General features: G+C 42.9%; 19 protein-coding genes, 1 tRNA gene, 2 pseudogenes and 1 riboswitch. Of the genes and pseudogenes, 16 read left to right on the top strand and 6 right to left on the bottom strand.

The genetic code is table 11. The features are described 5' to 3' along the window. Positions 1 to 28 precede the first annotated feature (28 nt). The 9 genes and pseudogenes from BLL41_RS19680 to rhaA form a co-directional block, all read left to right on the top strand. A pseudogene (locus BLL41_RS19680) lies at positions 29 to 451 on the top strand (methyl-accepting chemotaxis protein); the annotation flags it as partial. A gap of 266 nt (positions 452 to 717) precedes the next feature. Then, positions 718 to 1,614 (top strand): annotated as a pseudogene (locus BLL41_RS23360) (cache domain-containing protein); the annotation flags it as partial. Beyond that, positions 1,609 to 2,559 carry a methyl-accepting chemotaxis protein gene (locus tag BLL41_RS23365; protein WP_369877620.1) on the top strand — a complete coding sequence of 317 codons (951 nt, stop codon included), beginning with the start codon at positions 1,609 to 1,611 and terminating at the stop codon, positions 2,557 to 2,559. The pseudogene BLL41_RS23360 and the gene BLL41_RS23365, both read left to right, overlap by 6 nt. A gap of 113 nt (positions 2,560 to 2,672) precedes the next feature. Continuing rightward, the gene (locus BLL41_RS19690) at positions 2,673 to 4,661 is read left to right on the top strand and encodes a methyl-accepting chemotaxis protein (protein ID WP_071579140.1); all 1,989 of its coding nucleotides are present in this window, start codon (positions 2,673 to 2,675) and stop codon (positions 4,659 to 4,661) included. Positions 4,662 to 4,806: 145 nt separating this feature from the next. Further along, positions 4,807 to 6,876: a bifunctional aldolase/short-chain dehydrogenase gene (locus tag BLL41_RS19700; RefSeq protein ID WP_071579141.1), complete on the top strand. Its 2,070-nt coding sequence runs from the start codon at positions 4,807 to 4,809 to the stop codon at positions 6,874 to 6,876. A gap of 57 nt (positions 6,877 to 6,933) precedes the next feature. Further along, positions 6,934 to 7,710: a rhamnose catabolism operon transcriptional regulator RhaR gene (gene rhaR / locus BLL41_RS19705; RefSeq protein WP_071579142.1), complete on the top strand. Its 777-nt coding sequence runs from the start codon at positions 6,934 to 6,936 to the stop codon at positions 7,708 to 7,710. A gap of 4 nt (positions 7,711 to 7,714) precedes the next feature. Then, positions 7,715 to 9,172, top strand: a complete 1,458-nt coding sequence (rhaB, locus tag BLL41_RS19710; protein ID WP_071579143.1) for a rhamnulokinase — start codon at positions 7,715 to 7,717, stop codon at positions 9,170 to 9,172. 17 nt (positions 9,173 to 9,189) lie between these two features. After that, positions 9,190 to 9,504, top strand: coding sequence for an L-rhamnose mutarotase (rhaM, locus tag BLL41_RS19715; protein ID WP_071579144.1), 315 nt, complete (start codon positions 9,190 to 9,192; stop codon positions 9,502 to 9,504). Between the two features lie 24 nt (positions 9,505 to 9,528). Beyond that, the gene (gene rhaA / locus BLL41_RS19720) at positions 9,529 to 10,803 is read left to right on the top strand and encodes an L-rhamnose isomerase (protein WP_071579145.1); all 1,275 of its coding nucleotides are present in this window, start codon (positions 9,529 to 9,531) and stop codon (positions 10,801 to 10,803) included. Between the two features lie 40 nt (positions 10,804 to 10,843). Here the strand turns inward: rhaA and iolU are convergent, their stop codons facing one another. Next, positions 10,844 to 11,830 carry a scyllo-inositol 2-dehydrogenase gene (gene iolU, locus BLL41_RS19725; protein WP_071579146.1) on the bottom strand — a complete coding sequence of 329 codons (987 nt, stop codon included), beginning with the start codon at positions 11,828 to 11,830 and terminating at the stop codon, positions 10,844 to 10,846. Between the two features lie 180 nt (positions 11,831 to 12,010). Between iolU and BLL41_RS19730 the strand changes: the two genes are divergently transcribed. The 3 genes from BLL41_RS19730 (at position 12,011) to BLL41_RS19740 (ending at position 14,279) form a co-directional block, all read left to right on the top strand. Further along, a complete protein-coding gene (locus BLL41_RS19730; protein ID WP_071579147.1) occupies positions 12,011 to 13,177 on the top strand; it encodes an AI-2E family transporter in 1,167 nt (388 codons plus the stop codon). Positions 13,178 to 13,269: 92 nt separating this feature from the next. Then, entirely contained in the window at positions 13,270 to 14,100 is an 831-nt protein-coding gene (locus tag BLL41_RS19735) for an undecaprenyl-diphosphate phosphatase (RefSeq protein WP_071579148.1), read from the top strand. A 106-nt stretch (positions 14,101 to 14,206) separates the two neighbouring features. Beyond that, positions 14,207 to 14,279, top strand: a tRNA-Ala gene (locus tag BLL41_RS19740). A 104-nt stretch (positions 14,280 to 14,383) separates the two neighbouring features. Here the strand turns inward: BLL41_RS19740 and cdoA are convergent. Beyond that, the gene (gene cdoA, locus BLL41_RS19745; protein ID WP_071579149.1) at positions 14,384 to 14,869 is read right to left on the bottom strand and encodes a cysteine dioxygenase; all 486 of its coding nucleotides are present in this window, start codon (positions 14,867 to 14,869) and stop codon (positions 14,384 to 14,386) included. Positions 14,870 to 15,386: 517 nt separating this feature from the next. On the opposite strand from cdoA, the gene BLL41_RS19750 reads away from it, so the two are divergent. The 3 genes from BLL41_RS19750 (at position 15,387) to BLL41_RS19760 (ending at position 18,299) form a co-directional block, all read left to right on the top strand. Beyond that, positions 15,387 to 16,919 (top strand): MFS transporter, encoded by a 1,533-nt coding sequence (locus BLL41_RS19750; protein ID WP_071579150.1) that lies wholly within the window; start codon positions 15,387 to 15,389, stop codon positions 16,917 to 16,919. A gap of 159 nt (positions 16,920 to 17,078) precedes the next feature. After that, a complete protein-coding gene (gene lytG / locus BLL41_RS19755; protein WP_071579151.1) occupies positions 17,079 to 17,927 on the top strand; it encodes an exo-glucosaminidase LytG in 849 nt (282 codons plus the stop codon). 108 nt (positions 17,928 to 18,035) lie between these two features. Beyond that, a complete protein-coding gene (locus tag BLL41_RS19760; protein ID WP_003222348.1) occupies positions 18,036 to 18,299 on the top strand; it encodes a YiaA/YiaB family inner membrane protein in 264 nt (87 codons plus the stop codon). A 36-nt stretch (positions 18,300 to 18,335) separates the two neighbouring features. Here the strand turns inward: BLL41_RS19760 and ktrB are convergent, their stop codons facing one another. From ktrB to gbsR, 4 genes are all read right to left on the bottom strand, one after another. Beyond that, positions 18,336 to 19,673 carry a Ktr system potassium transporter KtrB gene (ktrB, locus tag BLL41_RS19765; protein WP_071579152.1) on the bottom strand — a complete coding sequence of 446 codons (1,338 nt, stop codon included), beginning with the start codon at positions 19,671 to 19,673 and terminating at the stop codon, positions 18,336 to 18,338. A 6-nt stretch (positions 19,674 to 19,679) separates the two neighbouring features. Then, positions 19,680 to 20,348 (bottom strand): potassium uptake protein KtrA, encoded by a 669-nt coding sequence (ktrA, locus tag BLL41_RS19770; protein ID WP_071579153.1) that lies wholly within the window; start codon positions 20,346 to 20,348, stop codon positions 19,680 to 19,682. Between the two features lie 72 nt (positions 20,349 to 20,420). Further along, a riboswitch (cyclic di-AMP (ydaO/yuaA leader) is annotated at positions 20,421 to 20,570 on the bottom strand. Positions 20,571 to 20,716: 146 nt separating this feature from the next. Continuing rightward, positions 20,717 to 21,262 carry a biofilm surface layer hydrophobin BslA gene (gene bslA / locus BLL41_RS19775; RefSeq protein WP_071579154.1) on the bottom strand — a complete coding sequence of 182 codons (546 nt, stop codon included), beginning with the start codon at positions 21,260 to 21,262 and terminating at the stop codon, positions 20,717 to 20,719. A 197-nt stretch (positions 21,263 to 21,459) separates the two neighbouring features. Beyond that, positions 21,460 to 22,002 (bottom strand): transcriptional regulator GbsR, encoded by a 543-nt coding sequence (gene gbsR / locus BLL41_RS19780; protein WP_040082013.1) that lies wholly within the window; start codon positions 22,000 to 22,002, stop codon positions 21,460 to 21,462. Between the two features lie 198 nt (positions 22,003 to 22,200). On the opposite strand from gbsR, the gene betB reads away from it, so the two are divergent. Next, the gene (gene betB / locus BLL41_RS19785) at positions 22,201 to 23,673 is read left to right on the top strand and encodes a betaine-aldehyde dehydrogenase (RefSeq protein ID WP_071579155.1); all 1,473 of its coding nucleotides are present in this window, start codon (positions 22,201 to 22,203) and stop codon (positions 23,671 to 23,673) included. Positions 23,674 to 23,688 lie beyond the last annotated feature (15 nt).

The following is a 23,688-nucleotide window of genomic DNA, read 5'->3' on the forward strand; positions in this document are numbered from 1 at the left end:
CTGTTTTTTCATATGGTGAACATTAACAAAGTCGGCTGACTCCGCAAAAGAAATTGAATCGCTGATCAGTGAAATAGTAAAAGAAATTCACACATCATTGAACGTGCTTCAGTCCGTAAACAAAGAAGTTGAAACAGGGCTTGTCATGACGGATGAAACAAAGCAGAGCTTCAAACATATATCGCAAATGACCAATCAGATTGCTTCCGAGCTGCAAAACATGAATGCGACGGTTGAGGAGCTGTCGGCGGGAGCTCAAGAAATTTCCGCAGCTTCAAATGATATCACAGCCATTTCTAAGGCAAGCTCGGACGGTATCCAAGATCTCTCCGCTTCAGCTGAGGAACAGCTGGCATCCATGGAGGAGATCAGTTCATCAGCACTGACGCTAGAAAGAATGTCTGAAGAGCTCCGTGATCTGACAAAACGATTTAAGGTAGATAAAAAATAGGTCTAAAAGACTATTTATTTATGGGGAATTAGTTACTTTTGTTAAATTTCTTCTTTTTTGCTGTATATATTTACCCATTTCCAGCCGATATGAAGGGTAGCATAAAAAAGGAGAAATGAATGATGAAAAAAATACTCCAACTCATAAAACAAAGATCAATTACACGGAAGCTCCTTGTTTCCTTTCTGTCGATCCTCATCATACCGGTTGTCATATTGGCGATCTTTGCGTATCAATCGGCTAGCAGCTCACTCGACAGACAGATGATGGGGAGCGCATTAGAAAATGTACAGCAATTAAACGAAATCATTAACACCAGCATCAGTGAAAAAGAAAACAGCGCTGCTTACTTCAGCGAATGGCTGACAAAAGAGAGATATAAAGCAAAAAGCAATGCAAGCATTGAAGAGAAATTCTCACAATATATCAGCATTAATAAAGATGTAGAGTCCATTTATACAAGTGATGAAAACGGGCGATTTACCCGTTACCCGGATCTCCCGATGCCGAGCGACTACAATCCGGTTGAACGCGACTGGTACAAAAAAGCGGTTGCGAATAAAGGAAAAGTCGTTGTAACAGATCCTTATAAAACCGCGTCTACAAATACGATGGTTGTGACAATCGCCCAGCAGACAAAAGATGGTTCAGGCGTTATCGCAATCAACATGACCATTGAAAATCTGTTGAAAACAACCAAAAAAGTCAACATCGGCACACAAGGCTACGCATTTATCATGACGAAGGACAAAAAAGTTGTCGCTCATCCTAATGAAAAATCAGGAACTGAATTAAAAGGCGACTGGCTCAATAAGATGCTGAACGCTGATAAAGGCGATTTTCAATACACCATGGACGGCGATAAGAAAAAAATGGCCTTTGACACAAACAAGTTAACGGGATGGAAGATCGGCGGCACCATGTATTTAGACGAAATTCACGAGGCAGCCCAGCCTGTCCTTCACCTTGCTTTAATTGTCTTGGCCGCAGCTATTATCATAGGGATTATCGTCATGACTTTAATCATTCGGTCGATTACAACACCGCTGAAACAGCTTGTCGGTTCCTCTAAGCGGATCAGCGAGGGAGATTTGACGGAAACCATTGATATTCGTTCAAAAGATGAATTGGGCGAGCTCGGCAAAAGCTTTAACAATATGGCGTCGTCACTTCGTTCTCTCATACACGCCATCCAGGATTCGGTAGACAATGTTGCCGCTTCCTCTGAAGAGCTGACTGCATCAGCTGCGCAAACGAGCAAGGCAACAGAGCATATTACATTGGCGATTGAACAATTTTCTAACGGCAATGAAAAACAAAACGAAAATATTGAAACGGCAGCAGAGCATATTTATCAAATGAATGACGGGTTGACGAATATGGCTCAAGCTTCTGAAGTCATCACAGATTCATCTGTTCAATCGACAGAAATTGCAAGTGAAGGCGGCAAGCTTGTTCACCAAACCGTCGGCCAAATGAACGTCATTGACAAGTCCGTTAAAGAAGCGGAGCAAGTCGTACGCGGATTGGAAACGAAATCGAAAGACATTACAAACATTTTGCGTGTGATTAACGGCATCGCAGACCAGACGAACCTGCTTGCATTAAACGCAGCAATTGAAGCAGCCCGTGCAGGTGAGTACGGCCGCGGCTTCTCCGTTGTAGCGGAAGAAGTAAGAAAACTGGCAGTACAGTCAGCAGATTCAGCAAAAGAGATTGAAGGATTAATCATCGAAATTGTGAAGGAAATTAATACATCTCTCGGCATGTTCCAGTCTGTCAATCAAGAGGTGCAGACAGGACTTGACATCACAGATAAAACAGAAATGAGCTTTAAGCGCATTTCTGAAATGACGAACCAAATCGCCGGCGAACTGCAAAATATGAGTGCGACGGTTCAGCAGCTTTCTGCCAGCTCCGAGGAAGTTTCGGGAGCGTCTGAGCACATTGCATCGATTTCAAAAGAAAGCTCAGCGCATATACAAGATATCGCGGCGTCAGCCGAAGAGCAGCTTGCTTCCATGGAAGAAATCAGCTCGTCTGCAGAGACCCTTTCGTCTATGGCGGAAGAGCTTCGAGATATGACCAAACGATTCAAAATCGAATAATAAGCCTTAACACCCAAGCTTGTTGCGCTTGGGTGTTTTTTTTAGTTTTTTTATTAAACCTTTTATCCTCGTTTGACGATATTAGTTTTATCTTAAAGGAGGAGTCAACAAGAATGGGAAAATTCATACAATGGATCAAACAGCCATCGATCAGCAAACCGCTAATCGCTGCGTTTCTGGCAGTGCTTATTTTGCCGGTTGGGGTTTTAGCATATTTCAGTTATCAATCAGCTTGGAACGCGTTAGACAGAGAGCTCATAAGCAGTGCGAAGGGAAATGTTGAAGAACTAAACAGTACGCTGCAAAATAAATTAGAGGATAAAGTGAAAGCAATAGATTATTATAGTGAGACAATCGATAAAGACCTATTGCTAGGCAAAAACAAAACCTTACTGAAAGAGAAATTTAAGCAGTACACGACACTTAACGACGATGTAGGCGCAATCTATGCTGCTTCGGAAGATAAGAAGCTTTACAAATATCCGGACAGCGGTGTTCCGAAAGGCTTCGATCCGACAGGACGTGACTGGTACAAACAGGCCGTTGCGGAAAAAGGACAGGCTGTTTTCTCAGAGCCGTATACTGATGAAGCAACAGGGAATATCGTTGTCACAATTTCAAAACAATTAAAAGACGGGTCAGGGGTTATAGCGCTTGATTTAAACCTGGATGAGGTGCTTACTGCATCACAGAGAATCAAAATCGGTAAAGAAGGCTTTGCATTTATTACGACAGGCAACAAAAAATATATCGCCCATCCGACGATTAAGCCTGGGACAACCGGCTCCGGCGATTGGACAAACCAAGTATATTCCAAAAATGACGGCTCCTTTGAATATACATTCGAAGGCAAAGAAAAGAAAATGGCCTTTACGACAAATAAATTGACTGGCTGGAAAATCGCGGGCACTTATTTTGTCAGTGAATTGCAAGATGCTTCAAGCCCGGTGCTGAACACTGCGGTTATCATTCTATGCGTGTCTATTGTAATCGGCGGCATACTCATACTCTATATTATTCGTGCCATTACCAAGCCATTAAGAAAACTTGTCTCAACGTCTGCAAAAATCAGCAGCGGTGATCTCACAGAAGTCATTGATATTCACTCGAAAAACGAGTTTGGCCAGCTTGGCGAGAGCTTTAATGAAATGTCTGCATCATTGCGTTCTGTAATCGGCGTTATTCAAACGTCTGTCGAAAACGTCGCCTCATCTTCTGAGGAGCTGACAGCAAGCGCGGCTCAAACGAGTAAGGCAACTGAACATATTACACTCGCCATCGAACAGTTCTCAGATGGCAACGAGGCGCAAAGCGAGAAACTGGAAACGAGCTCAAACCACCTTTCTCAAATGAATCACGGGATTTCAAAAGTGGCACAAGCCTCTTCAACCATTACGAAATCATCGATTCAGTCCTCTGAGGCAGCGGGCAGCGGCGAGAAACTGGTGGAACACACAGTCGGCCAAATGAAAACAATCGACCAATCCGTTCAACAAGCGGAAGCGGTTGTGAAGGGCCTTGAAACAAAATCGCAAGACATCACTAGCATCTTGAATGTGATTAATGGCATCGCTGATCAAACCAACCTGCTGGCATTAAATGCTGCGATTGAGGCGGCAAGAGCGGGAGAATACGGAAGAGGCTTCTCAGTAGTTGCGGAAGAGGTTAGAAAACTTGCTGTACAATCAGCAGACTCCGCCAAGGAAATTGAAGGGTTAATTCAAGAGATTGTCAGAGAAATCAGCACTTCACTTTCAATGTTCCAATCCGTGAATCATGAAGTGAAAGAAGGCTTGCAGATTACCGACCAAACAGCGGAAAGCTTTAAACAAATCTATGAGATGACAACCCAAATTTCCAGCGAATTGCAAAACTTGAACTCCACGGTTGAACAACTGTCAGCCGGATCACAGGAAGTGTCAAGTGCTGTTGAAGACATTTCTGCAGTGGCGAAAGAAAGCTCAGCAGGTATTCAGGATATCGCAGCTTCGGCGGAAGAACAGCTTGCGTCCATGGAAGAAATCAGCTCTTCAGCGGAAACGTTGGCAAACATGGCGGAAGAACTTCAGGACATTACGAAAAAATTTAAAATTGAATCATAATGAAACGAGAAAGCGGCATATTCTGCTGCTTTCTTTTTTGTCGGAAACAAAATAAACAAAAATAAACAAAAACAATTCAAAAACAAACGAAGATCATATATAATGAAAACGGATACAAATAAAAGGGTATGGAGGAATATCAAATATGGTGAAGCATATGTGGGAGTCAGACCGAGCTGCAAAGCTGCCTAAAGGTGTAGAGGAATTGGTGTACAGGTCCAATCTGATCGGATCAGACCGCACTGTTTGCAACTGGGGCGGGGGGAATACATCTATGAAAACAACGGAAAAGGATTTTAGAGGCCGTGAAATAGAAGTCATGTGGGTAAAAGGAAGCGGTTCGGATTTGGCAACAATGAAAGCGCATAACTTTACCGGTTTGAAATTAGATGATATCCGCCCGCTGATTGAAAGGGAGCAAATGTCAGATGAAGAGATGGTAGATTACCTGTCTCATTGTATGATTGACAGCAAACATCCCCGCCCTTCAATTGAAACGCTATTACACGCTTTTCTGCCATACAACCATGTTGACCATACCCATCCAGATGCGATTATCAGCATATGCTGTGCAGATAATGGAAAACAAATCGCTGAAGACATTTACGGAAACCGATTTGTATGGGTGCCATACGTCCGCCCTGGATTTACTTTGTCTAAAATGATCGCTGAAGGCGTAGCAAACAATCCCCACGCCGAGCTTGTATTAATGGAGAAACACGGCTTAGTCACTTGGGGAGAGACGTCTGAAACATGTTATCAAAAAACGATATCCATCATTCAAGAAGCCGAGCAGTATATTAACGATCGTATCAATCAGCATGAGGTATTTGGAGGCAAAAGATATCAGCCGCTGCCGGAAGAGCACAGAAAACAAATATTGGCTGAGATCATGCCTGTGATCAGAGGAACTGTAAGTGAAGAAAAGAAACAGATCCTTTCCTATGATGATCATGACGATGTCTTGGAATTTGTAAACAGTGTTCAAGCGCCAGCACTTTCGCAAATCGGTGCGGCATGCCCGGATCACCTTGTTCACACAAAACGGGTTCCGCTGTACATTGATTGGAATCCGGAAACTCAAGATGTTCACAAGCTTGCGGATCTGATCAAGTCAGGGATCGAGCGCTTTACATCAGAGTATCAGGCTTACTTTACACGCAATCAGCAGGATGGGGATCAAATCTTTGAATCCGCTCCGCGGGTGATATTGATTCCTGGAATCGGAATGGTGAATACAGGAAAAAGTTATACGATGTCTAAAGTAAGCGGGGCTTTATATCGGAGGGCCATCGCCGTTATGAAAGGAGCAACAGCTCTGGGGCAATTTGTTTCTTTAAATGAGAATGAATCCTACCATGTCGAATATTGGCCGCTTGAACTATATAAACTTACGCTGGCCCCGCCGGAAGCAGAATTTTCCCGTAAAGTAGCGCTGATAACTGGAGGGGCTGGCGGAATCGGCAGTGCAGCATGCCGCCGATTTGCAGCTGAGGGAGGACACGTAATCGCAGCTGATCTGAATATAGAAGGTGCACAGAAAATTGCCGGGGAAATAAATGATGCGTACGGAGAAGGGCGTGCAATGGCTGTCAAAATGGATGTGACAAAGGAAAAAGACGTACAGTCAGCTTTTGAACAAGCGGCGCTTGCATACGGCGGCATTGATATCGTCATCAATAATGCCGGGCTGGCCACATCAAGCCCATTTGACGAAACAAGTCTAAAAGAATGGAATCTTAATATGAATGTTTTAGGAACAGGCTATTTCCTTGTAGCCCGTGAAGCGTTTAAACAGATGAAACAGCAAAATAGAGGCGGAAGCATGGTATTTGTCGGATCAAAAAATTCGGTTTATGCGGGGAAAAACGCCTCTGCCTACAGCTCGGTTAAGGCGCTTGAAACCCATTTAGCAAGATGCATCGCTGCAGAAGGCGGAGAATTCGGGATTAGGGTCAACTCCGTTTTGCCGGATGCGGTTCTTCAAGGATCGGCAATCTGGGGTTCAAACTGGCGGGAGGAACGAGCCGCGGCGTACGGGATTGAACCGGATCAGCTGGAAGAACATTACCGGAAACGGACAACATTGCTCGTCAATATTTACCCGGAGGATATTGCCGAAGCCATTGCATTTTTCGCTTCTTCTAAAGCCGAAAAAACAACGGGCTGCATGATCACGGTAGACGGCGGCGTCCCTGCTGCTTTTACGCGTTAGAAATATGCTATGATAAAAAATATAAGATGGACTACGATATGAGGAAGGGCGTTACTGATGCTAGTAGCAGAACGGCAGCAAAAAATAGTGGAAATAGTGAATTCGCGTTCAAGCATCCGCGTTGCAGAATTAAGTGACATATTTTCAGTCACAGAGGAAACCATTCGGCGTGATCTTGAGAAGCTTGAAAAAGAACATAAACTGAGCCGAAGTCATGGAGGAGCGGTCAGTATTCAGCAGAAGGAATCAGAAATTCATTTTTCTGAACGGGAAATCACAAATGTCATCGAAAAAAAAGCCATCGCTCACGAAGCGGCCAAATATGTAAAAAGCGGAGACCGAATTATTCTCGATGCAAGCACAACCGCCTGGTACATGGCGAAAATACTCCCTGACATTGAGCTCACCGTGATTACAAACTCAATGAAAGCAGCCATTGAACTCAGCAATAAAAAAAACATATCAGTCATTTCAACAGGCGGCATTTTGCTGGAAAAATCATTATCATTTGCCGGCCCGTTAGCAGAGCGTTCACTTGAAACCTATCATGTTAATAAAACCTTTCTGTCATGTAAGGGATTTGATGTAAACAACGGGATGAGTGACTCAAATGAGTGGCAGGCGCTGCTCAAAAAACGGATGATTGAAAGATCGGACCAGACCATTTTGATGGCCGATTCAAGCAAATGGGGGAACCGCGAGTTTTCACATATCGCCTCGCTGCAAGATGTCAGCCGCGTTATTACAGATTCTGGACTTGATCCGGCATCGGTAAAAGCTCTTGAGGATAAAAAGGTGAAGGTGACAGCTGTTCCTCTTCCGAAGAGAGGGTGAAAGAATGATTTATACTGCCATTGATATAGGCGCATCAAGCGGGAGAATCATGGTAGGTGAACTGAAGGAAGGGAAGCTTGACATACAAGAGATTCACAGATTTGCTAACGGTTTTAGTCAAAGAGACGGGCATTGCTTTTGGGATATTGATCATCTGCTAAAACAAATCCTGCAAGGACTGCAAAAAGTAAAAACGCTTGGATATGAACACTGCACCGTTGGCATTGATACTTGGGCAGTTGATTATGTCTTACTGGACGAAAAAGGAAATCGGTTGCGGGAAGCAATATCCTATCGTGATAGAAGAACAGATCATACAATAGACAAACTGGAACATACCCTCTCGAAAGCTAAAATTTATCAAAAAACAGGAATACAATTTCAGCCTTTCAACACGATCTATCAATTGTATGAAGAAGACCGTGAGCTGCTGAAAAAGACAGATAAAATTGTGATGGTTCCTGATTATTTAGGCTATTGTTTAACCGGAAAAGCCGTAACAGAAATCACGAATGCGTCCACAACACAGCTTTTAAACGTCTCAACAGGAAAGTTTGATCCTGAATTGCTTAAAGCCGTGTCTGTTCACGAACAGCAATTTGCCCCGTTGACTGAACCGGGGTATGAGCTCGGGAAGCTAAGAAATGACTGGTTCCCGGATTATGATCTCCCGGCGTGCAAGGTGATGACAGTCGCAACACATGATACGGCCTCGGCTATTATCGCGGCGCCTGGTGTAAGTGATGGCTGGGCATATATCAGCAGCGGAACATGGTCGTTAATCGGGGTTGAAAACAAAACACCGATAATTACTGATCTGGCTTTGAAAAACAACTATACAAATGAACGCGGCGCAAACAACACCATTCGCTTTCTCAAAAACATTATCGGCATGTGGGTGATACAAGAAGTAAGACAGCAGTTACAAGCAAATTACTCTTTCCAGCAGCTTGCAGAAGAAGCCGAAAAAACAGAACCATTCCAGCAATTTATAAACTTAAATCATAAATGTTTCTTCAATCCAGAAAACATGATAATGGAAATACAACATTATTGCAGAGAAACCCGCCAAATGATTCCCCGCACTGCAGGCGAACTTGCCTGCTGCATCTACAGCAATTTAGCCATCATCTATGCGATAGCCATCAAAGAACTGGAAACGATCACAGAAAAACCGATCGATCAGTTTCATATTATCGGCGGCGGAGCCCGGAATGATTTGTTAAATCAATTAACGGCAGACATGAGCGGAAAAGCGGTATACGCAGGGCCCGTAGAGGCAACCGCCATAGGAAATCTGCTGATGCAAATGATTGCTGACAAAGAAGTCAAAGACGTAAAAGAAGCCCGGCAAGTCGTCAGAAATTCCTTTCCGATCAAAGTGTTTACACCCAAAGACATTGACAGAAGCACGATCATTCAGTCATTTCAGCAAACTGTTTTGAAAGCGTTATCTAAATAATGAAGAGGTGACAAAGTTTGAAAAGAAAAGCCAGTATCATGTTTGTCCATCAAGACAAGTACGAAGAATACAAACAGCGGCATGATGACATTTGGCCTGAGATGGCAGAAGCACTCAAAGCTCATGGAGCCCACCATTATTCCATTTTTCTAGACGAAGAAACAGGCAGGCTTTTTGCATATTTAGAAATAGAGGATGAAGAGAAATGGAGAAAGATGGCGGATACAGAAGTTTGCCGAAAATGGTGGAAATCGATGGCGCCCTTAATGAAAACAAATTCGGATTTCAGTCCTGTTTCGATAGATCTAAAGGAAGTTTTTTATTTGGATTAAAAACTGAAAAAGGGAGAGAGCTGCATGACCATAAAAGCCAATTATGACATTGCAAAACAGGCATATGAAAAATGGGGAATTGATGTTGAAGAGGCGCTTCGGCAATTAGAGCAAGTGCCCATTTCGATCCATTGCTGGCAGGGTGACGACATTGAAGGCTTTGAAGTAAATAAGGGCGAGCTTTCAGGCGGAATTGACGTGACTGGCAATTATCCCGGAAAAGCGCAAACGCCTGAAGAATTAAGAAGAGATTTGGAGAAGGCGCTTTCTCTCATTCCTGGAAAGCACCGTGTGAACCTGCATGCGATTTACGCAGAAACAAACGGGGAAGAGACAGAACGCGACGAATTGAAGCCGCAGCATTTTGAAAACTGGGTGAGATGGGCAAAAGATTTAGGGCTAGGTTTAGATTTCAATCCGACCTTGTTTTCGCATGAGAACGCGGCTGATGGACTCACCCTTTCACACCCCGATCCGGATATCAGAGAATTTTGGATCAGGCATTGCATCGCGTGCCGACGTATCGGAGAATACTTCGGGAAAGAATTAGGCACCCCTTGCTTGACGAATATTTGGATTCCCGACGGCTATAAGGATGTCCCGAGTGACAGGCTGACACCGCGTAAAAGATTAAAAGAATCACTGGATCAGATTTTCGCAGAAGAGATCAGTGAACAACACAATCTCGATTCAGTTGAGAGCAAGCTGTTCGGGCTTGGTTCCGAATCATATGTTGTCGGATCTCATGAATTTTATTTAGCTTATGCTTTGACGAATCATAAGCTTTGTTTACTTGATACAGGCCATTTCCATCCGACTGAGACGGTATCAAACAAGATCTCGTCCATGCTGCTTTATACAGACAAGCTTGCTTTGCACGTATCTCGGCCAGTTCGCTGGGACAGCGACCATGTAGTGGTTTTGGATGATGAATTGAGAGAAATCGCTCTTGAAATTGTGCGTAATCAGGCTCTTGAGAAGGTCGCCATCGGTCTGGATTTTTTCGATGCCAGCATTAACCGTGTAGCCGCCTGGACCATCGGAACGAGAAATATGATCAAAGCTTTATTGTACGCCTTGCTTCTCCCGAACGGCTATTTAAAACAATTGCAGGAAGAGGGCCGCTATACAGAAAGGCTGGCCCTGATGGAGGAATTCAAAACATATCCTTTCGGAGCCATCTGGGATTCCTACTGTGAACAAATGGGCGTGCCGGTAAAAGAGGCATGGCTGCATGACATCAAAGAGTATGAACAAAAGGTACTTTTAAAAAGGAAGGCGTCTTTTCCGATTGCCTAATAAAAAATCCGCCGCGTGATTTGTACGCGGGCGGATTTTTTTAAGCATGATCGGCAGGGTACACAATCCCCATTTGCTTTCTTGCTTCTTCCATAATTTTTGCAGTGATCAAAGACCGTTCAAATGTATTTTCTTCAGATTCTTGCTTATTCTCTTTTATGAGCGTGACAAATTCTTCTGCTTCGTAGAACATCGCTGGTTTAGGATCAGGGATCGCAATGTTTTCAAGGCGGCCGTCACGGTATCGGATTTCAACACGTTCAGGCCGGTGAATCGTATCAATTACAATCGTTCCGTCTTCACCCTGGATTTCCGCCGGGGCATAGGAAGTAGAGATTTTAGAATGCATCAGAACAGCTTCGAATCCATCGTAAGACAGAATGACAGTTCCCTCTCCGTCCACTCCGGAAGATAAAGCATATCCGTTTGCTTTTACATCCTTCGGCTCGCCAAACAGCACAACAGCCGGATAAATACAATAGACGCCAATATCCATTAATGACCCATTGGAAAGCTCAGGCTGAAACGCATTCAAAACAGTTCCGTTTCTGAACGCGTCATACCGTGAGGAATACTGGCAGTAGCTTGCGGTAAATCTGCGGACAGTGCCGATTTTATGCAGGTGTTTTTTCAGCTCTTTGAAATTCGGCAGGAAAGTGGTCTTCATCGCTTCCATGAGGACAACGCCGTTTGCCTTAGCCGCTGAGATCATCTCTTCTGTTTCTTTTGTATTTGAAGCAAATGGCTTCTCACAAAGCACATGCTTGCCATGGTTCATAAAGAGTACGGCTTGTTCCTTGTGAAGAGCGTTCGGGCTGGCTATGTATACGGCATCAAAGCAATCGCTCGCCGCCATTTCCTGAAGGTCTGAGAAGGTATGCGCAGCATTGTGTTTAGCAGCAAACTCAGCAGCGCGTTCAGCCGATCTTGAATAAACAGCAGTCAGCTGAAAATCTTCTATATCCGCTGCTGACTCAAGAAAGCGGTCTGTAATCCAGTTGGTTCCTATTATTGCAAAACGTATCACTCGTATCGCTCCTTTTGCATGATATAGCTAAATTATAGCTTAAAAAGAACAAAATCACATGATAGATATAAATAGAATGTGACAACCGAGAAAGCTTTTCCAGCAATTAACGGTTTTTATTTTTCATTATAGGGACGATAGTGTACAATTAACTAAACTATGTATGACGGAGGAACGATAGTGGAGACGTTGCAAACATGGAGCGGCAGATTCAAGCGATTCTTCTTGGACAATAAGTTTGTTTTATTTTTGCTTGTGCTGCTGCTGATTGGTTTAAATATTCTTGTATTTACAAAAACATCATTTATTTTCACCCCGATTATTGTTCTGCTCAAAACAATTTCACTTCCGATTATTTTGACAGGCATTGTTTTTTATCTGTTAAATCCAGTCGTCGATTTTCTGGAGAGAAGAAGAATAAGAAGAATCTATTCCATATTGCTGTTATATCTATTGATTATCGGGCTGATCACGATCACGATCGTGTCCATCATCCCCTTTTTAAAAGAACAAATTATGAGTTTGATTGATAATATCCCAAGATATGTCGATGTCGTAGAAAATCAGACGAAACAGCTGATTGGCAGCAACTTCGTCAATCAGGCCCAGCAAACGATGAACATTAATATATCTGATCTTGCTACAAAGGTTTCGGACCAGGCAGCGACGATCGTAAACAGCACCTTTACCGGTGTTGGGAATTTTATCGGCGCCCTGACTGAGATTATCATTTCGATTGTCACGGTTCCGTTTATTCTTTTCTATTTGCTAAAAGACGGAAAGAAATTACCGGTCTACATACTGAAGTTTGTGCCGACTCGATTGAAAGAACAGACATATACAGTCTTAAGTGAAATGAATCATCGGTTAAGCTCTTATATCAGAGGCCAGATCATTGTCAGCTTCTGTATCGGGTTTTTGCTGTTTATCGGTTATTTGATTATCGGCCTGGATTATGCTTCATTGCTCGCAGTCATTGCGGCTTGTACAAGCATTGTTCCATATTTAGGGCCAACGATTGCCATTACGCCTGCAATTATCATTGCCATAGTGACATCGCCGCTCATGCTGCTTAAGCTGGTGATCGTTTGGACCATTGTTCAGCTGATTGAAGGGAAGCTGATCTCTCCGCAAATTATGGGAAAAAACCTTCACATCCACCCTATCACGATTATTTTTCTGCTATTAACAGCCGGCAAGCTGTTTGGCGTTGTTGGAATCATTCTTGCCATTCCGGGCTATGCAGTTGCCAAAGTCATTACGACACATTTATTTGACTGGTTTAAAATGCGGTCACATTTATACGACGAAGAAAAAAATGAAAATACGCCGGGGCATAAAGTGTGATTTTCGTTTATAGTTATATAAGACGGGCTTTCCATTTATGGGAAGCTCCCGTTATGTAAAAAAATAAATGTCTAATGGGGAGAATCAAAATCATGACTCTATGGGAATTGTTTGTAGCCGCCATTTTAGGAATCGTAGAAGGATTAACAGAGTACGCGCCGGTTTCTTCGACAGGACATATGATCATAGTAGACGACATCTGGCTTAAATCAAGTAATCTGATGTCAGAAGAAGCTGCTAACTCATTCAAAGTCGTTATTCAGCTAGGCTCCATTTTAGCAGTAGCTATCGTGTTTAAAGACCGAATTTTAAATTTACTTGGCTTGAAAAAAAATATTACAAGCGACCAGAAGCAGGGACATAAATTAAGCATTGCCCAAATTGCTGTCGGACTCGTTCCCGCTGCTGTTCTCGGCTTTTTGTTTGAAGATTACATTGATGAATATTTATTTTCCGTTAAAACTGTGGCCATCGGTTTAATTGCCGGGGCAATCCTGATGCTTTTTGCTGACTGGGTCAATAAGCGGAAAACAGCGACAGACACCCTCGACCGCATTTCCTATAAGCAGGCGATAGCTGTTGGCTTATTCCAATGTCTTGCCCTTTGGCCGGGTTTCTCACGTTCAGGTTCAACCATTTCCGGAGGTGTTATTCTTGGGTTAAACCACCGAGCGGCAGCCGACTTTACGTTTATTATGGCGATGCCGATCATGATGGGAGCAAGTTTTCTAAGCCTTGTGAAGCATTGGGACAGCTTAAGCTCGGATTTGATGCCGTTTTTCATCGTCGGCTTTATCTGTGCCTTTGTTGTCGCGTTGTTTGTCGTCCGTTTCTTCTTAAGACTGATTAATAAAATCAAACTCGTCCCATTTGCAATCTATCGAATTATTCTCGGTGTGATTTTACTTTTGATCATGATGTAAGTCGAAAAATAAGGCTCATCCCGAGCCTTATTTTTTCTGTCAATTCAAGAGGAAACAGCTTGTTTTTCAAAAAAAAATCATCTATAATAAACATGACGTTACATACGGGGCCATAGCTCAGCTGGGAGAGCGCTACGCTGGCAGCGTAGAGGTCAGGGGTTCGAGCCCCCTTGGCTCCATACCTTTAAACCCTTATTCTATAAGGGTTTTTTGTTTTGAGGAAAAGGTACATTCTCTGAATCCTCCAGTTGAGCGAAGTCAAAGTGAGCAGTTTATCTGTCAATCATGAATTTTCCAAAACCTCCTTTTGTTCCTCAAAGACCGTCATGTCTTCCAAAGGGGGGGAGTAGACATGAAGAGACACCATTCGTTCGGACGTCGGATTGGACATTTTGTGAATTAAACCTTTGGTTGAAATAAGGCATTCTCCTTCGTGGACAAAGTATGAATTGGAGAGTTCTGCATGTTCGCCGACTGAGCGATAAATAGAATTAAGAAGCTTTCCTTCTAGCACCATTGCACAACCAATGGATTGGCCATGATTGTGGACGGTTGTCTCCTCGTTAGGCGGAATGTGAATTACGATAATCTCCAAATCATTGTTTCGATAGATGGCATTTCGGCCGTAGGCGTACTGGTCTGGCTCCTTAATATACGGTTGACTCAATTGTGCTGCGTTTGGAATTTGTTTTAATGATGTTGCTAAATCTTTAACCGATGGATTTTTCAAGCCGCCAAAAATATCTTGGATACACTCATACAGTTCCATTCGTTTTGCCTCCCGGAATATTTAAAATTTCCTTACATTGGTATTTCATAGGTTAATTCATGGTATTTACCCATATACAATTTAGAGGCGGCAAATGCCCAGTGAACACAAAAAAAAGTGCGGCCAAAATGTTGTCTTATTACCAACTTATTCGAGTTTATTAGTTGGAATAGTGGATTGAAAGGGTTAAAGCCGCCTGCTTTAATTCGCTTGAGGGAACGAGCAGGGATCCATAAGTGCAGTTCTAGGCCCCTTGGCTCCAAAACACAATATCGGGGAAAAGCTTTCAGACTTTTTATGTTGTGCTTGAAATTTACTCCATTGACAAAACATAATCGATTTGAAATAATGTTTGAGTATATGCTCATTCATTCACATAATTATAATAAAATAATATCATTTCCCCTGAAAGGGAGAATATTAGAATGAAAGCTAATGGTATGCAAAATCTATTAGCTTCTTTTGGTTTCAAAAAATGATGTGTTTCGCATGTATTTATATAGGAAGGAATGACAACATGAAGACAAAACACTATTGGGTGATTTCTTTGCTCGCCGTCTTAGCGGTCGGGCCGGGATTGATGTCTAACACGGCATTGTCGTCAGTTCAAGGCCTTGTTCAGAAAGTGGTTGGAACAAGTGGCTTCACAACAGTAAATCCAATATTGATCGGCAATATGGCCTTTGCCTTATTAGTTCCGGCAGGACCGCTGCTGAGGAAAAAATTCGGTGCTCGTCCAGTCTATCTGGTTTCATTACCTGTCTTTATACTAGGCTCACTGCTCATCGCATGTTCAAGCGATATTGCATGGATGGCGGCAGGACGCTTTTTACAGGGGGCGGCAACAGGCGTCATGCTGATGATTATGATTCCAATGCTTGTACTGTCATTCCCGATTGAACGCAGGAACTATGCACTGCTTGTGCTAATCGGAGGGTTCTATGGTTCTGTTATCATCGGCACAATCCTTGGAACCATTGCAACAAGCAGCGGGCATTGGAGATGGCTGTTTTTCATCTTTGGCACCTTGTCCCTGATCGGTGTCGCGGTGAGCTATTTCTTTCTTCATGACGAGCATCACGGAGCGGCGGATCAAGAACAGCCGCTTGATCGCAAGGGAATTCTTTTATCTGTTTTCCTTGCCGCAGCCTCAGCGGTTTCATTCATTTTTCTGCAAAAATGGGGGCTGTCATCGGGTTATGTATGGATTGGTTTCGGGGTGACGCTATGTTTGCTCATTGTTCTATTGATTGTGGAATATAAAGTGAAAAACCCCTTCATATCTATTAAACTGATGCTGCTGCCAAAACCGGTGCTTGGCTTATTGATTATAGCTGCAGGGACGATAACGGTAGCTGTCAGTCTGTCTGCTTTTCAAGGCTTGCTCCGTCAAATGTATGATATTTCTCAGGCTCATCTCATTCTTTTAAACTTGACTCTTTTAATCGGAGTGGCGATCGCGGCCATTTTGAGCGCTCTGTTTTATGATAAAGTCGGACCAGGGATGCTTGGTATTATCGGCGGGCTCATTCTCGTCTTTGTAAATTTTCAATGGCTGCATATGCAAGATCAATCGTCTCTCTATATGTTCGCAGCACTGTTTATCATGCTGGCAGCCGGAACCGGCCTGACAGTCGCCGCAGGGCTGATGGGAGCTGCCATGGGAGGCCCGCTGCCTGATTTGGTCAAGAGAATGACAGCTGTCCAGTTTTTAAGATTGTTTGTCTATATGGGAGTTCCCATTCTCATCGGTTTTTTCACGAAAAAAGATGCTGCGAGACAAAACGGTTCGGTACAGGATTCTATGATGACTGCTTATCATGATCTCTTTTTCATTTCTTTTATCCTCAGCGTTCTGCTCGTCTGCCTGTCATTTTGTATGAATGCTACAGGCATGGGGCACAAGCTTGCACATAAACCACATGATCAAGCAAAAACTTCTCCGGAACCGGCCGTTTCAGGACAGGGATTGTCGAATGCAACTATCAAATCACATCAAGTAATCAATGATAAAGAATATCGGAATGCACTCAGAAATTTACAAAAGTAAAACGTGATAAAAACCTTTTCCTTGCACGAAAAGGTTTTTATTATGCAATCTTTTCCCAACTTTATCCCTAAAGAATTGAAAAATATTAGAAGTGCAAGTAAAATTCTAAAAGGTAGATTCTTTTACATTCGTAATCTTTTAATTCGAAGGAAGGTTTTCATGGCCCGTAAAAAATTGAAAAAACGTAAACTCTTCATTTCACTATTTTTCATTGTATCGATTCCGCTAGCTCTGTTTGTTTTAGCGACAACTTTATCAAAACCGATTGAAACATCTAAAGAAACTGAAGAAATTGATGAACAGCAAGTATTTATAGACAGCCTGTCCGGGCATGCCCAAATTTTGTATGAAAAATATCATGTCCTCCCCAGCATCACAATCGCTCAGGCCATTCTCGAATCTGACTGGGGGAATAGCGAGCTGGCTGCTAAGGCCAACAACCTTTTTGGCGTGAAAGGAAATTATAAAGGCCATCACGTTACGATGGAAACGGACGAAGTTGAAAAAGGGAAAAGAAAAACCATTCGTGCGAAGTTTCGAAAATACAGCACGTTTTTTGAATCGATGGATGATCATGCCCAATTGTTCGTCCGCGGCACATCGTGGAATAAAAAGAAGTATAAACCTGTGCTTGAGGCTGGAGATTATAAGGAAGCTGCAACTGCACTGCAAACAGCAGGGTATGCTACAGACCCTGACTACGCTCATAAAATCAGCGCTATTGTGGAGAAATACGATTTGGATGAGTACGATAAGGTAAACCCATCCCTCAAATCAGTGGATTTAAATGCTTCCATTAAAGATAGTGCCGTTCAAGACGTATGGTCTAAGCCCTCTACTGATGATCGATCTATAAGGCTTACCTCTGCCCAATCTTACGTCGGCAAAGATATAAAGGTTGTGTCTAAAAAACAGAAAGGCCAGTCTGTATGGTACCAATTCCAAATCAATAATAAACTCATCGGCTGGATTGATGATTCAGCTGTTGAAATAAAGGAAGCAACCTAAGCCCTTTTTACTGGTATTTTTAATTCTTTGTTCCATTCCGGGGAATTTGAGGTATAATATTCCACGACAGTTATCACTAATTAACTATGCTTTTGGGAGGGAACAAAGGTGCAGAAATATAGACGCAGAAATACGGTTGCCTTTACCGTATTAGCTTATTTCACTTTTTTTGCGGGAGTATTTTTGTTTAGTATCGGACTCTATAATGCTGATAACCTGGAACTCAATGAAAAAGGTTATTACATCGCTGTTATGATACTCGTAGCTGTTGGTGCGATTCTTACACAAAAAGTGACCCGTGATAACGCAGAGGACAACGAGATCATCGCGGAACAGGAAAAAAGACAAAATCAATCTCATATCGAATCATAAAAAAATCCGGCGATTGCACGCCGGATTTTTTTGATATCACCCTGTAAACACTTCGCCGTCAGGGTATCGAATATTTGATTGCTCTGTTTTTGCGAATGAAAACACGAACGTTAAAGGACCAATTCTTCCGATAAACATGATGACAATAATGATACACTTTCCAGCTGTTGTCAGCTCAGGAGTAAGCCCCATCGTAAGGCCGACAGTTCCGAATGCGGAAAAGGTTTCAAACACAATTTGAAGAAATGGCGCTTGTTCTGTGATCGTCAGGGCGAATATCCCTAAAAACACGATGAACAAACCGGTGACGCTCACAGCTAAAGCTTTAATGATTATCGGATATTTGATGGAGCGGCGGAAAATAACCGTTTCTTTTTTACCTCTCAAGTAAGCAATAACAGATGTTAAAATCACGATGAACGTAGTCAGCTTAATGCCGCTCGCCGTTGAAGCGCTGCCTGCTCCGATAAACATCAATAATAAAGTAAATACAATCGTTCCTTCTCTCATACTTCCAAAATCAAGGGAATTGAAGCCCGCGGTTCTCGGCGTCACTGCCTGAAAATAGGAAGCCCATAGTTTATCCCCTATATGCAGGTGGCCAAGCGTGCCAGGGTTGCTGTACTCTAAAATAAAGATCACAAGCATAGCAATCGCATTCAACATCAGCGTTCCTGTAAGCATAAGCTTTGTATGTAAGGAAAAAGCTTTGAAACGCCGATTTTTCATAATGTCAAACAGAACCGTAAATCCAATCCCTCCTGTAATAAATAAGAAAGTAATCACAAGGTTCACTGTAGGGTCCCCAACATAGCTCATCAAATTATCAGGCCATAACGAAAACCCGGCATTGTTAAAAGCAGAAATCGCGTGAAACAGACTGGCAAACAAGCCGGATGACCAGCCGTACTGAGGCACAAGCCGGATGGATAAAATGAGTGCTGCTATCAATTCAATACTAATCGAAAACAGAAACAGGACTTTGACAAGGCCAATGACACCGCCGATTGTCGGCTGGTTTAAGGCTTCCTGGACGAGCATTCGTTCTTTTAAGCCGATTTTTTTTCCTAATATCATGACGATCAAGACCGCAAATGTCATAAATCCAAGCCCGCCAACCTGAATCAGCCCCATAATAACTGTTTGCCCGAATACCGTAAATTGAGTACCAGTATCGACAACAGCAAGCCCTGTAACAGTTGTAGCGGAAGCCGCAGTAAAAAGGGCATCTATCCATGACAATGGCTTCGTAGTGGAAATCGGAAGCATTAATAGGACAGCCCCGATGATAATGGTAAGGAAAAAACCAATTGCAAGCACTTGAGGCGGTGTAAACCGAACCCATTTGATCACTTTATCCTTTTGAAGTGTCACCTTTGTCTACATCCCTTCGTTTTCAAAACGTTTAATATCCTTTTTGTGCCCCATGATCACCAGACAATCCTGCTCGTGAATGATGTCTTCAGGTGCGGGAGAAAGACGGATATCTCCATGATGTTTAATGGCTAGGATCGTGCAGCCGTACTTTGCTCTTACATTCAGGTCAATAAGTGATTTTGAATCAAGCTTGCGCGTTGCCAGAAGCTCGACAATACTGTAATCATCAGATAAATCAATGTAATTCAAAACGTTTTCATCAGAAAGGCTTTGTGCGATCTTGACTCCCATGTCCTTTTCAGGGTGGATAATACGGTCCGCGCCGATTTTTTCAAGCACCTTATGATGATAATAGTTTTGAGCCTTCACCCAAATATTTGGAATATCAAACTCCTTTAATAATAGGGTGGTCAGCGTACTCGCTTGAATATTCGCTCCGATGGCAACAATCACATATTCAAAATTGCGTATTCCTAATGAAAGCAATTCGTTTTCTTCGGTAGCGTTGGCAATTACCGCATGAGTGGCGTAAGAAGCATATGCATTGACCTTTTCTTCGTTGATATCAACTGCAAGGACCTCGTGTCCCATTCTGTGCAGTTCTTTGCAAATGCTGCCGCCAAACCGGCCCAGCCCGATCACGGCAAATTGCTTATTTTTTATTCTTCCCAATGTTCATAACTCCCTTAGTAAATTAACGTTTTTTTAAGCAAAAAAGACCATTTCGAAGAATGGTCGCAATAGACCTCCTCTCTGTATACGCCTACGAGGTTAGCTGTCGGATTAGGGATTCAGAGTACCCCCTCTTACTTAGTAAGATTCACCCCAAGGCTGTTAAATAAAACAGCCAATCGTTGGTTCCCCCGTTCGTGTTTGATTAAGCGGTAAAAGAGACTGTATGAAATTGAACACTCAAGAATTTACTCCTGTTTCTAGTGTTTGTCAATTTAAATTTTAAACCAGAAAAAAGATAACGGGAATGAGAGAAAAAAGGGTAGGAGAAAACGCAAAAAAAGACCGGTGTTAACCGGTCTTTTACATTAGTTGCAGCCGCATGGCTGAGTCGGAGGAGTACTGCGCTTAGCCACGTCAATGCTGGCTTCTGCGTAAAATTTATTTCCGATGCTCAATGATTTATTCTCCGCGCGGAAAGTATATGTACCAGCGGCAGGAAGTGTTTTGTTATTCAGTTTTAATTTGAATTCGCCAGCTCCTAGCAAATCAAGTGCCAGAGGAATTCTCACTGTTTTCCCGTTATTGAGGATCTGTGTTGTACGCAAGGCATTTCCGTTCAATGTGTCCTTCGTGTTTGCAGTAAATCCGCTTGGCAATGTAAACTCCATTACGCCAAGGCTGAGAAGCGTATTTGGACGGTAAGTCAATTCGATATCAGAGAAAGACCATTCCGTTTTGCTGGCGCCAGTGATTGTTGCGAACAATGACGCTGTAGACTGTGTTCTCATAGTAGATTCAGTATGAGCTTTAGTTGATGTAGATTCAGCCGCAAAAGAAGCTGTAGGTGCAGAAACGAGTAACCCGAGACTTAATGCACTAATTGCCAAAGAAGATAATAATTTGCGTTTCATAACAAAATTCCCCCTAATAAGTGATAAATTAAACAGGCCTGCCCGCTTTTCACCTCCTCTGAAAGGCCAAATACAAATTTTACCTACATAAAATTACCATCAAATATTTTGGAAGTAAATGGGGTGTTTTTCCCGTATTTTTCAAATTTGTAGTAATTACATTAAAAAAACGCCTGGTTTCCCAGGCGTTTGCTGTTTTACTTTGTTTCAATCGGTATAAATTTAAAAATTTCTCCGCTCTGCACCGCTTCAGCAAGCCGCTTCAGCCAGTCGTAGTAAGCTTTAGAGCTTTCCAGCTGATCATATAACTGCAGTGCTTCATTTTTGATATCCTCATCGAGATCTTCCTTGCTTAAAACCTTTTGTAAATCAGCCTGAGCTTCTTCGATCGCTGCTACATTCACTTGAACCTCCCGCTCCCATTTAGGGGGAAAGAAATTTGTGAAAAATTTAAAGAAATCTTTTTCAGCCACAAATGTATGCTTGCGGATGCCCCGGTGAAATGTTTTTTTTACTACGTTTAAGTCTTGAAGCTTTTTGACCCCTGTGCTCATGCTTGGTTTGCTCATTTGCAACTCCTCGCGCATTTCGTCAAGCGTCATTTCATCCCTCATATACATCGTCCCATATAAAATCCCGACACTGCGGGTAATTCCGTAAAGATCCATCGTTTCAGCAATGGAGTCAATAACAAGATCCCGAGCCTGTTCTATAGCTGCAAATTCTGGATTTTCATCCATACTGACCCTCTTTTCCTTTAGAAAGTTAAATTCGTTAAGTTACTTCTTTATGTTCTTTATCTTAACGAAACATAAGGAAAAGTCAAAAAGAAAAATCGAGAAGGGGCTTTGACAGTTTAAAAACCGTATGTTAGATTAATGTTGTTAAAAACGTTAAATTTTTATTTAACAAACTTTATTTGCGTCAAGGAGGCTTATATGAGTCAAACATTATACATTGACGGAGAATGGATCAGTGCCGAAAAAGGACAGATCCGGAGCATTATCAATCCATTTAATCAAGAAGAAATTGCAACTGTAAGCGAGGGAGGGCGAGAGGACGCCATCAAGGCAATTGCAGCCGCGCGCAGAGCATTTGACAAAGGAGAATGGTCTTCATTATCCGGGCTTGAACGCGGGAATATTGTTCTGAAAATTGCGGAATTAATCAGACGCGATCTTGAGGAGCTGGCAGAGCTTGAATCTCTTGATACAGGAAAAACACTCGAAGAAAGCAAAGCCGATATGGACGATATCGCCAATGTTTTTCAATATTACGCCGGCTTGGCTGACAAGGAAGGCGGAGAAATCATTTCATCTCCGATTCCTGATTCAGAAAGCAAAATCATTAGGGAGCCAATCGGGGTTTGCGGCCAGATCACTCCATGGAATTATCCGCTTCTTCAAGCGAGCTGGAAAATCGCACCTGCACTGGCTGCAGGAAACACAATCGTCATGAAGCCGAGTGAGATTACGCCGCTGACGACTATCAAAGTCTTTAAGCTGATTGAAGAAGCCGGCGTTCCAAAAGGTGTCGCAAACCTTGTCCTTGGACCGGGAGCTACAGTGGGTGATGAGCTTGCCGCAAACAAAGACGTTGATTTGATTTCGTTTACAGGCGGAATCGAAACAGGCAAAAAAATCATGCGGGCGGCAAGCGGAAACGTCAAAAAAATCGCCCTTGAACTTGGCGGGAAAAACCCAAATATCGTTTTCAAGGACGCGGATTTAGAAGTTGCGGTTGATCAGGCATTAAACGCTGTATTTTTCCACGCTGGCCAAGTATGCTCTGCAGGCTCCCGCTTGCTTGTTGAGGACGCCATTCATGATCAATTTTTGGCGGAGCTGGTCAAACGGGCAAAACGGATAAAACTTGGAAACGGTTTTCACGCAGTAACAGAAAGCGGTCCGCTTATTTCGGCGGAGCACAGGGCAAAGGTAGAAAAATATGTAGAGATCGGAATAGAAGAAGGTGCGAAGCTGGAGACAGGAGGCAAACGCCCGGAAGACCCAGCGCTTCAAAAGGGCTTTTTCTACGAACCTACTATTTTTTCAAACTGTAAATCTGACATGAGAATCGTACAGGAAGAGGTTTTCGGTCCTGTTTTGACAGTCGAATCTTTTAGCTCTGAAGAAGAGGTAATTGAGCTTGCGAATGATACTATCTATGGCCTGGCCGGAGCGGTATGGTCAAAAGATATTGAAAAATGCGAACGGGTAGCAGCCCGCTTGAGAATGGGAACCGTTTGGATCAACGATTTTCATCCGTACTTTGCACAGGCACCATGGGGCGGCTATAAGCAATCCGGGTTCGGACGCGAGCTTGGAAAAATAGGCCTTGAAGAATACACAGAAGTCAAGCATGTATATCGCAATACAAAACCGGCAGCGGTTAACTGGTTCAATTCATAATAGGGGGAGATTGAT

This window comes from Bacillus sp. FMQ74 (genome assembly GCF_001875785.1).
Lineage (GTDB): Bacteria > Bacillota > Bacilli > Bacillales > Bacillaceae > Bacillus > Bacillus stercoris.

Coding starts and splice junctions, on each gene's coding strand:
- gbsR (WP_040082013.1), bottom strand. CDS start 22,002: ATGGATGAAAATCCAGAATTTGCAGCTATAGAACAGGCTCGGGATCTT.
- BLL41_RS19750 (WP_071579150.1), top strand. CDS start 15,387: ATGAAGACAAAACACTATTGGGTGATTTCTTTGCTCGCCGTCTTAGCG.
- rhaB (WP_071579143.1), top strand. CDS start 7,715: ATGATTTATACTGCCATTGATATAGGCGCATCAAGCGGGAGAATCATG.
- BLL41_RS19690 (WP_071579140.1), top strand. CDS start 2,673: ATGGGAAAATTCATACAATGGATCAAACAGCCATCGATCAGCAAACCG.
- cdoA (WP_071579149.1), bottom strand. CDS start 14,869: ATGGAACTGTATGAGTGTATCCAAGATATTTTTGGCGGCTTGAAAAAT.
- rhaA (WP_071579145.1), top strand. CDS start 9,529: ATGACCATAAAAGCCAATTATGACATTGCAAAACAGGCATATGAAAAA.
- BLL41_RS19700 (WP_071579141.1), top strand. CDS start 4,807: ATGGTGAAGCATATGTGGGAGTCAGACCGAGCTGCAAAGCTGCCTAAA.
- betB (WP_071579155.1), top strand. CDS start 22,201: ATGAGTCAAACATTATACATTGACGGAGAATGGATCAGTGCCGAAAAA.
- lytG (WP_071579151.1), top strand. CDS start 17,079: ATGGCCCGTAAAAAATTGAAAAAACGTAAACTCTTCATTTCACTATTT.
- BLL41_RS19735 (WP_071579148.1), top strand. CDS start 13,270: ATGACTCTATGGGAATTGTTTGTAGCCGCCATTTTAGGAATCGTAGAA.
- bslA (WP_071579154.1), bottom strand. CDS start 21,262: ATGAAACGCAAATTATTATCTTCTTTGGCAATTAGTGCATTAAGTCTC.
- BLL41_RS23365 (WP_369877620.1), top strand. CDS start 1,609: ATGGCGTCGTCACTTCGTTCTCTCATACACGCCATCCAGGATTCGGTA.
- rhaR (WP_071579142.1), top strand. CDS start 6,934: ATGCTAGTAGCAGAACGGCAGCAAAAAATAGTGGAAATAGTGAATTCG.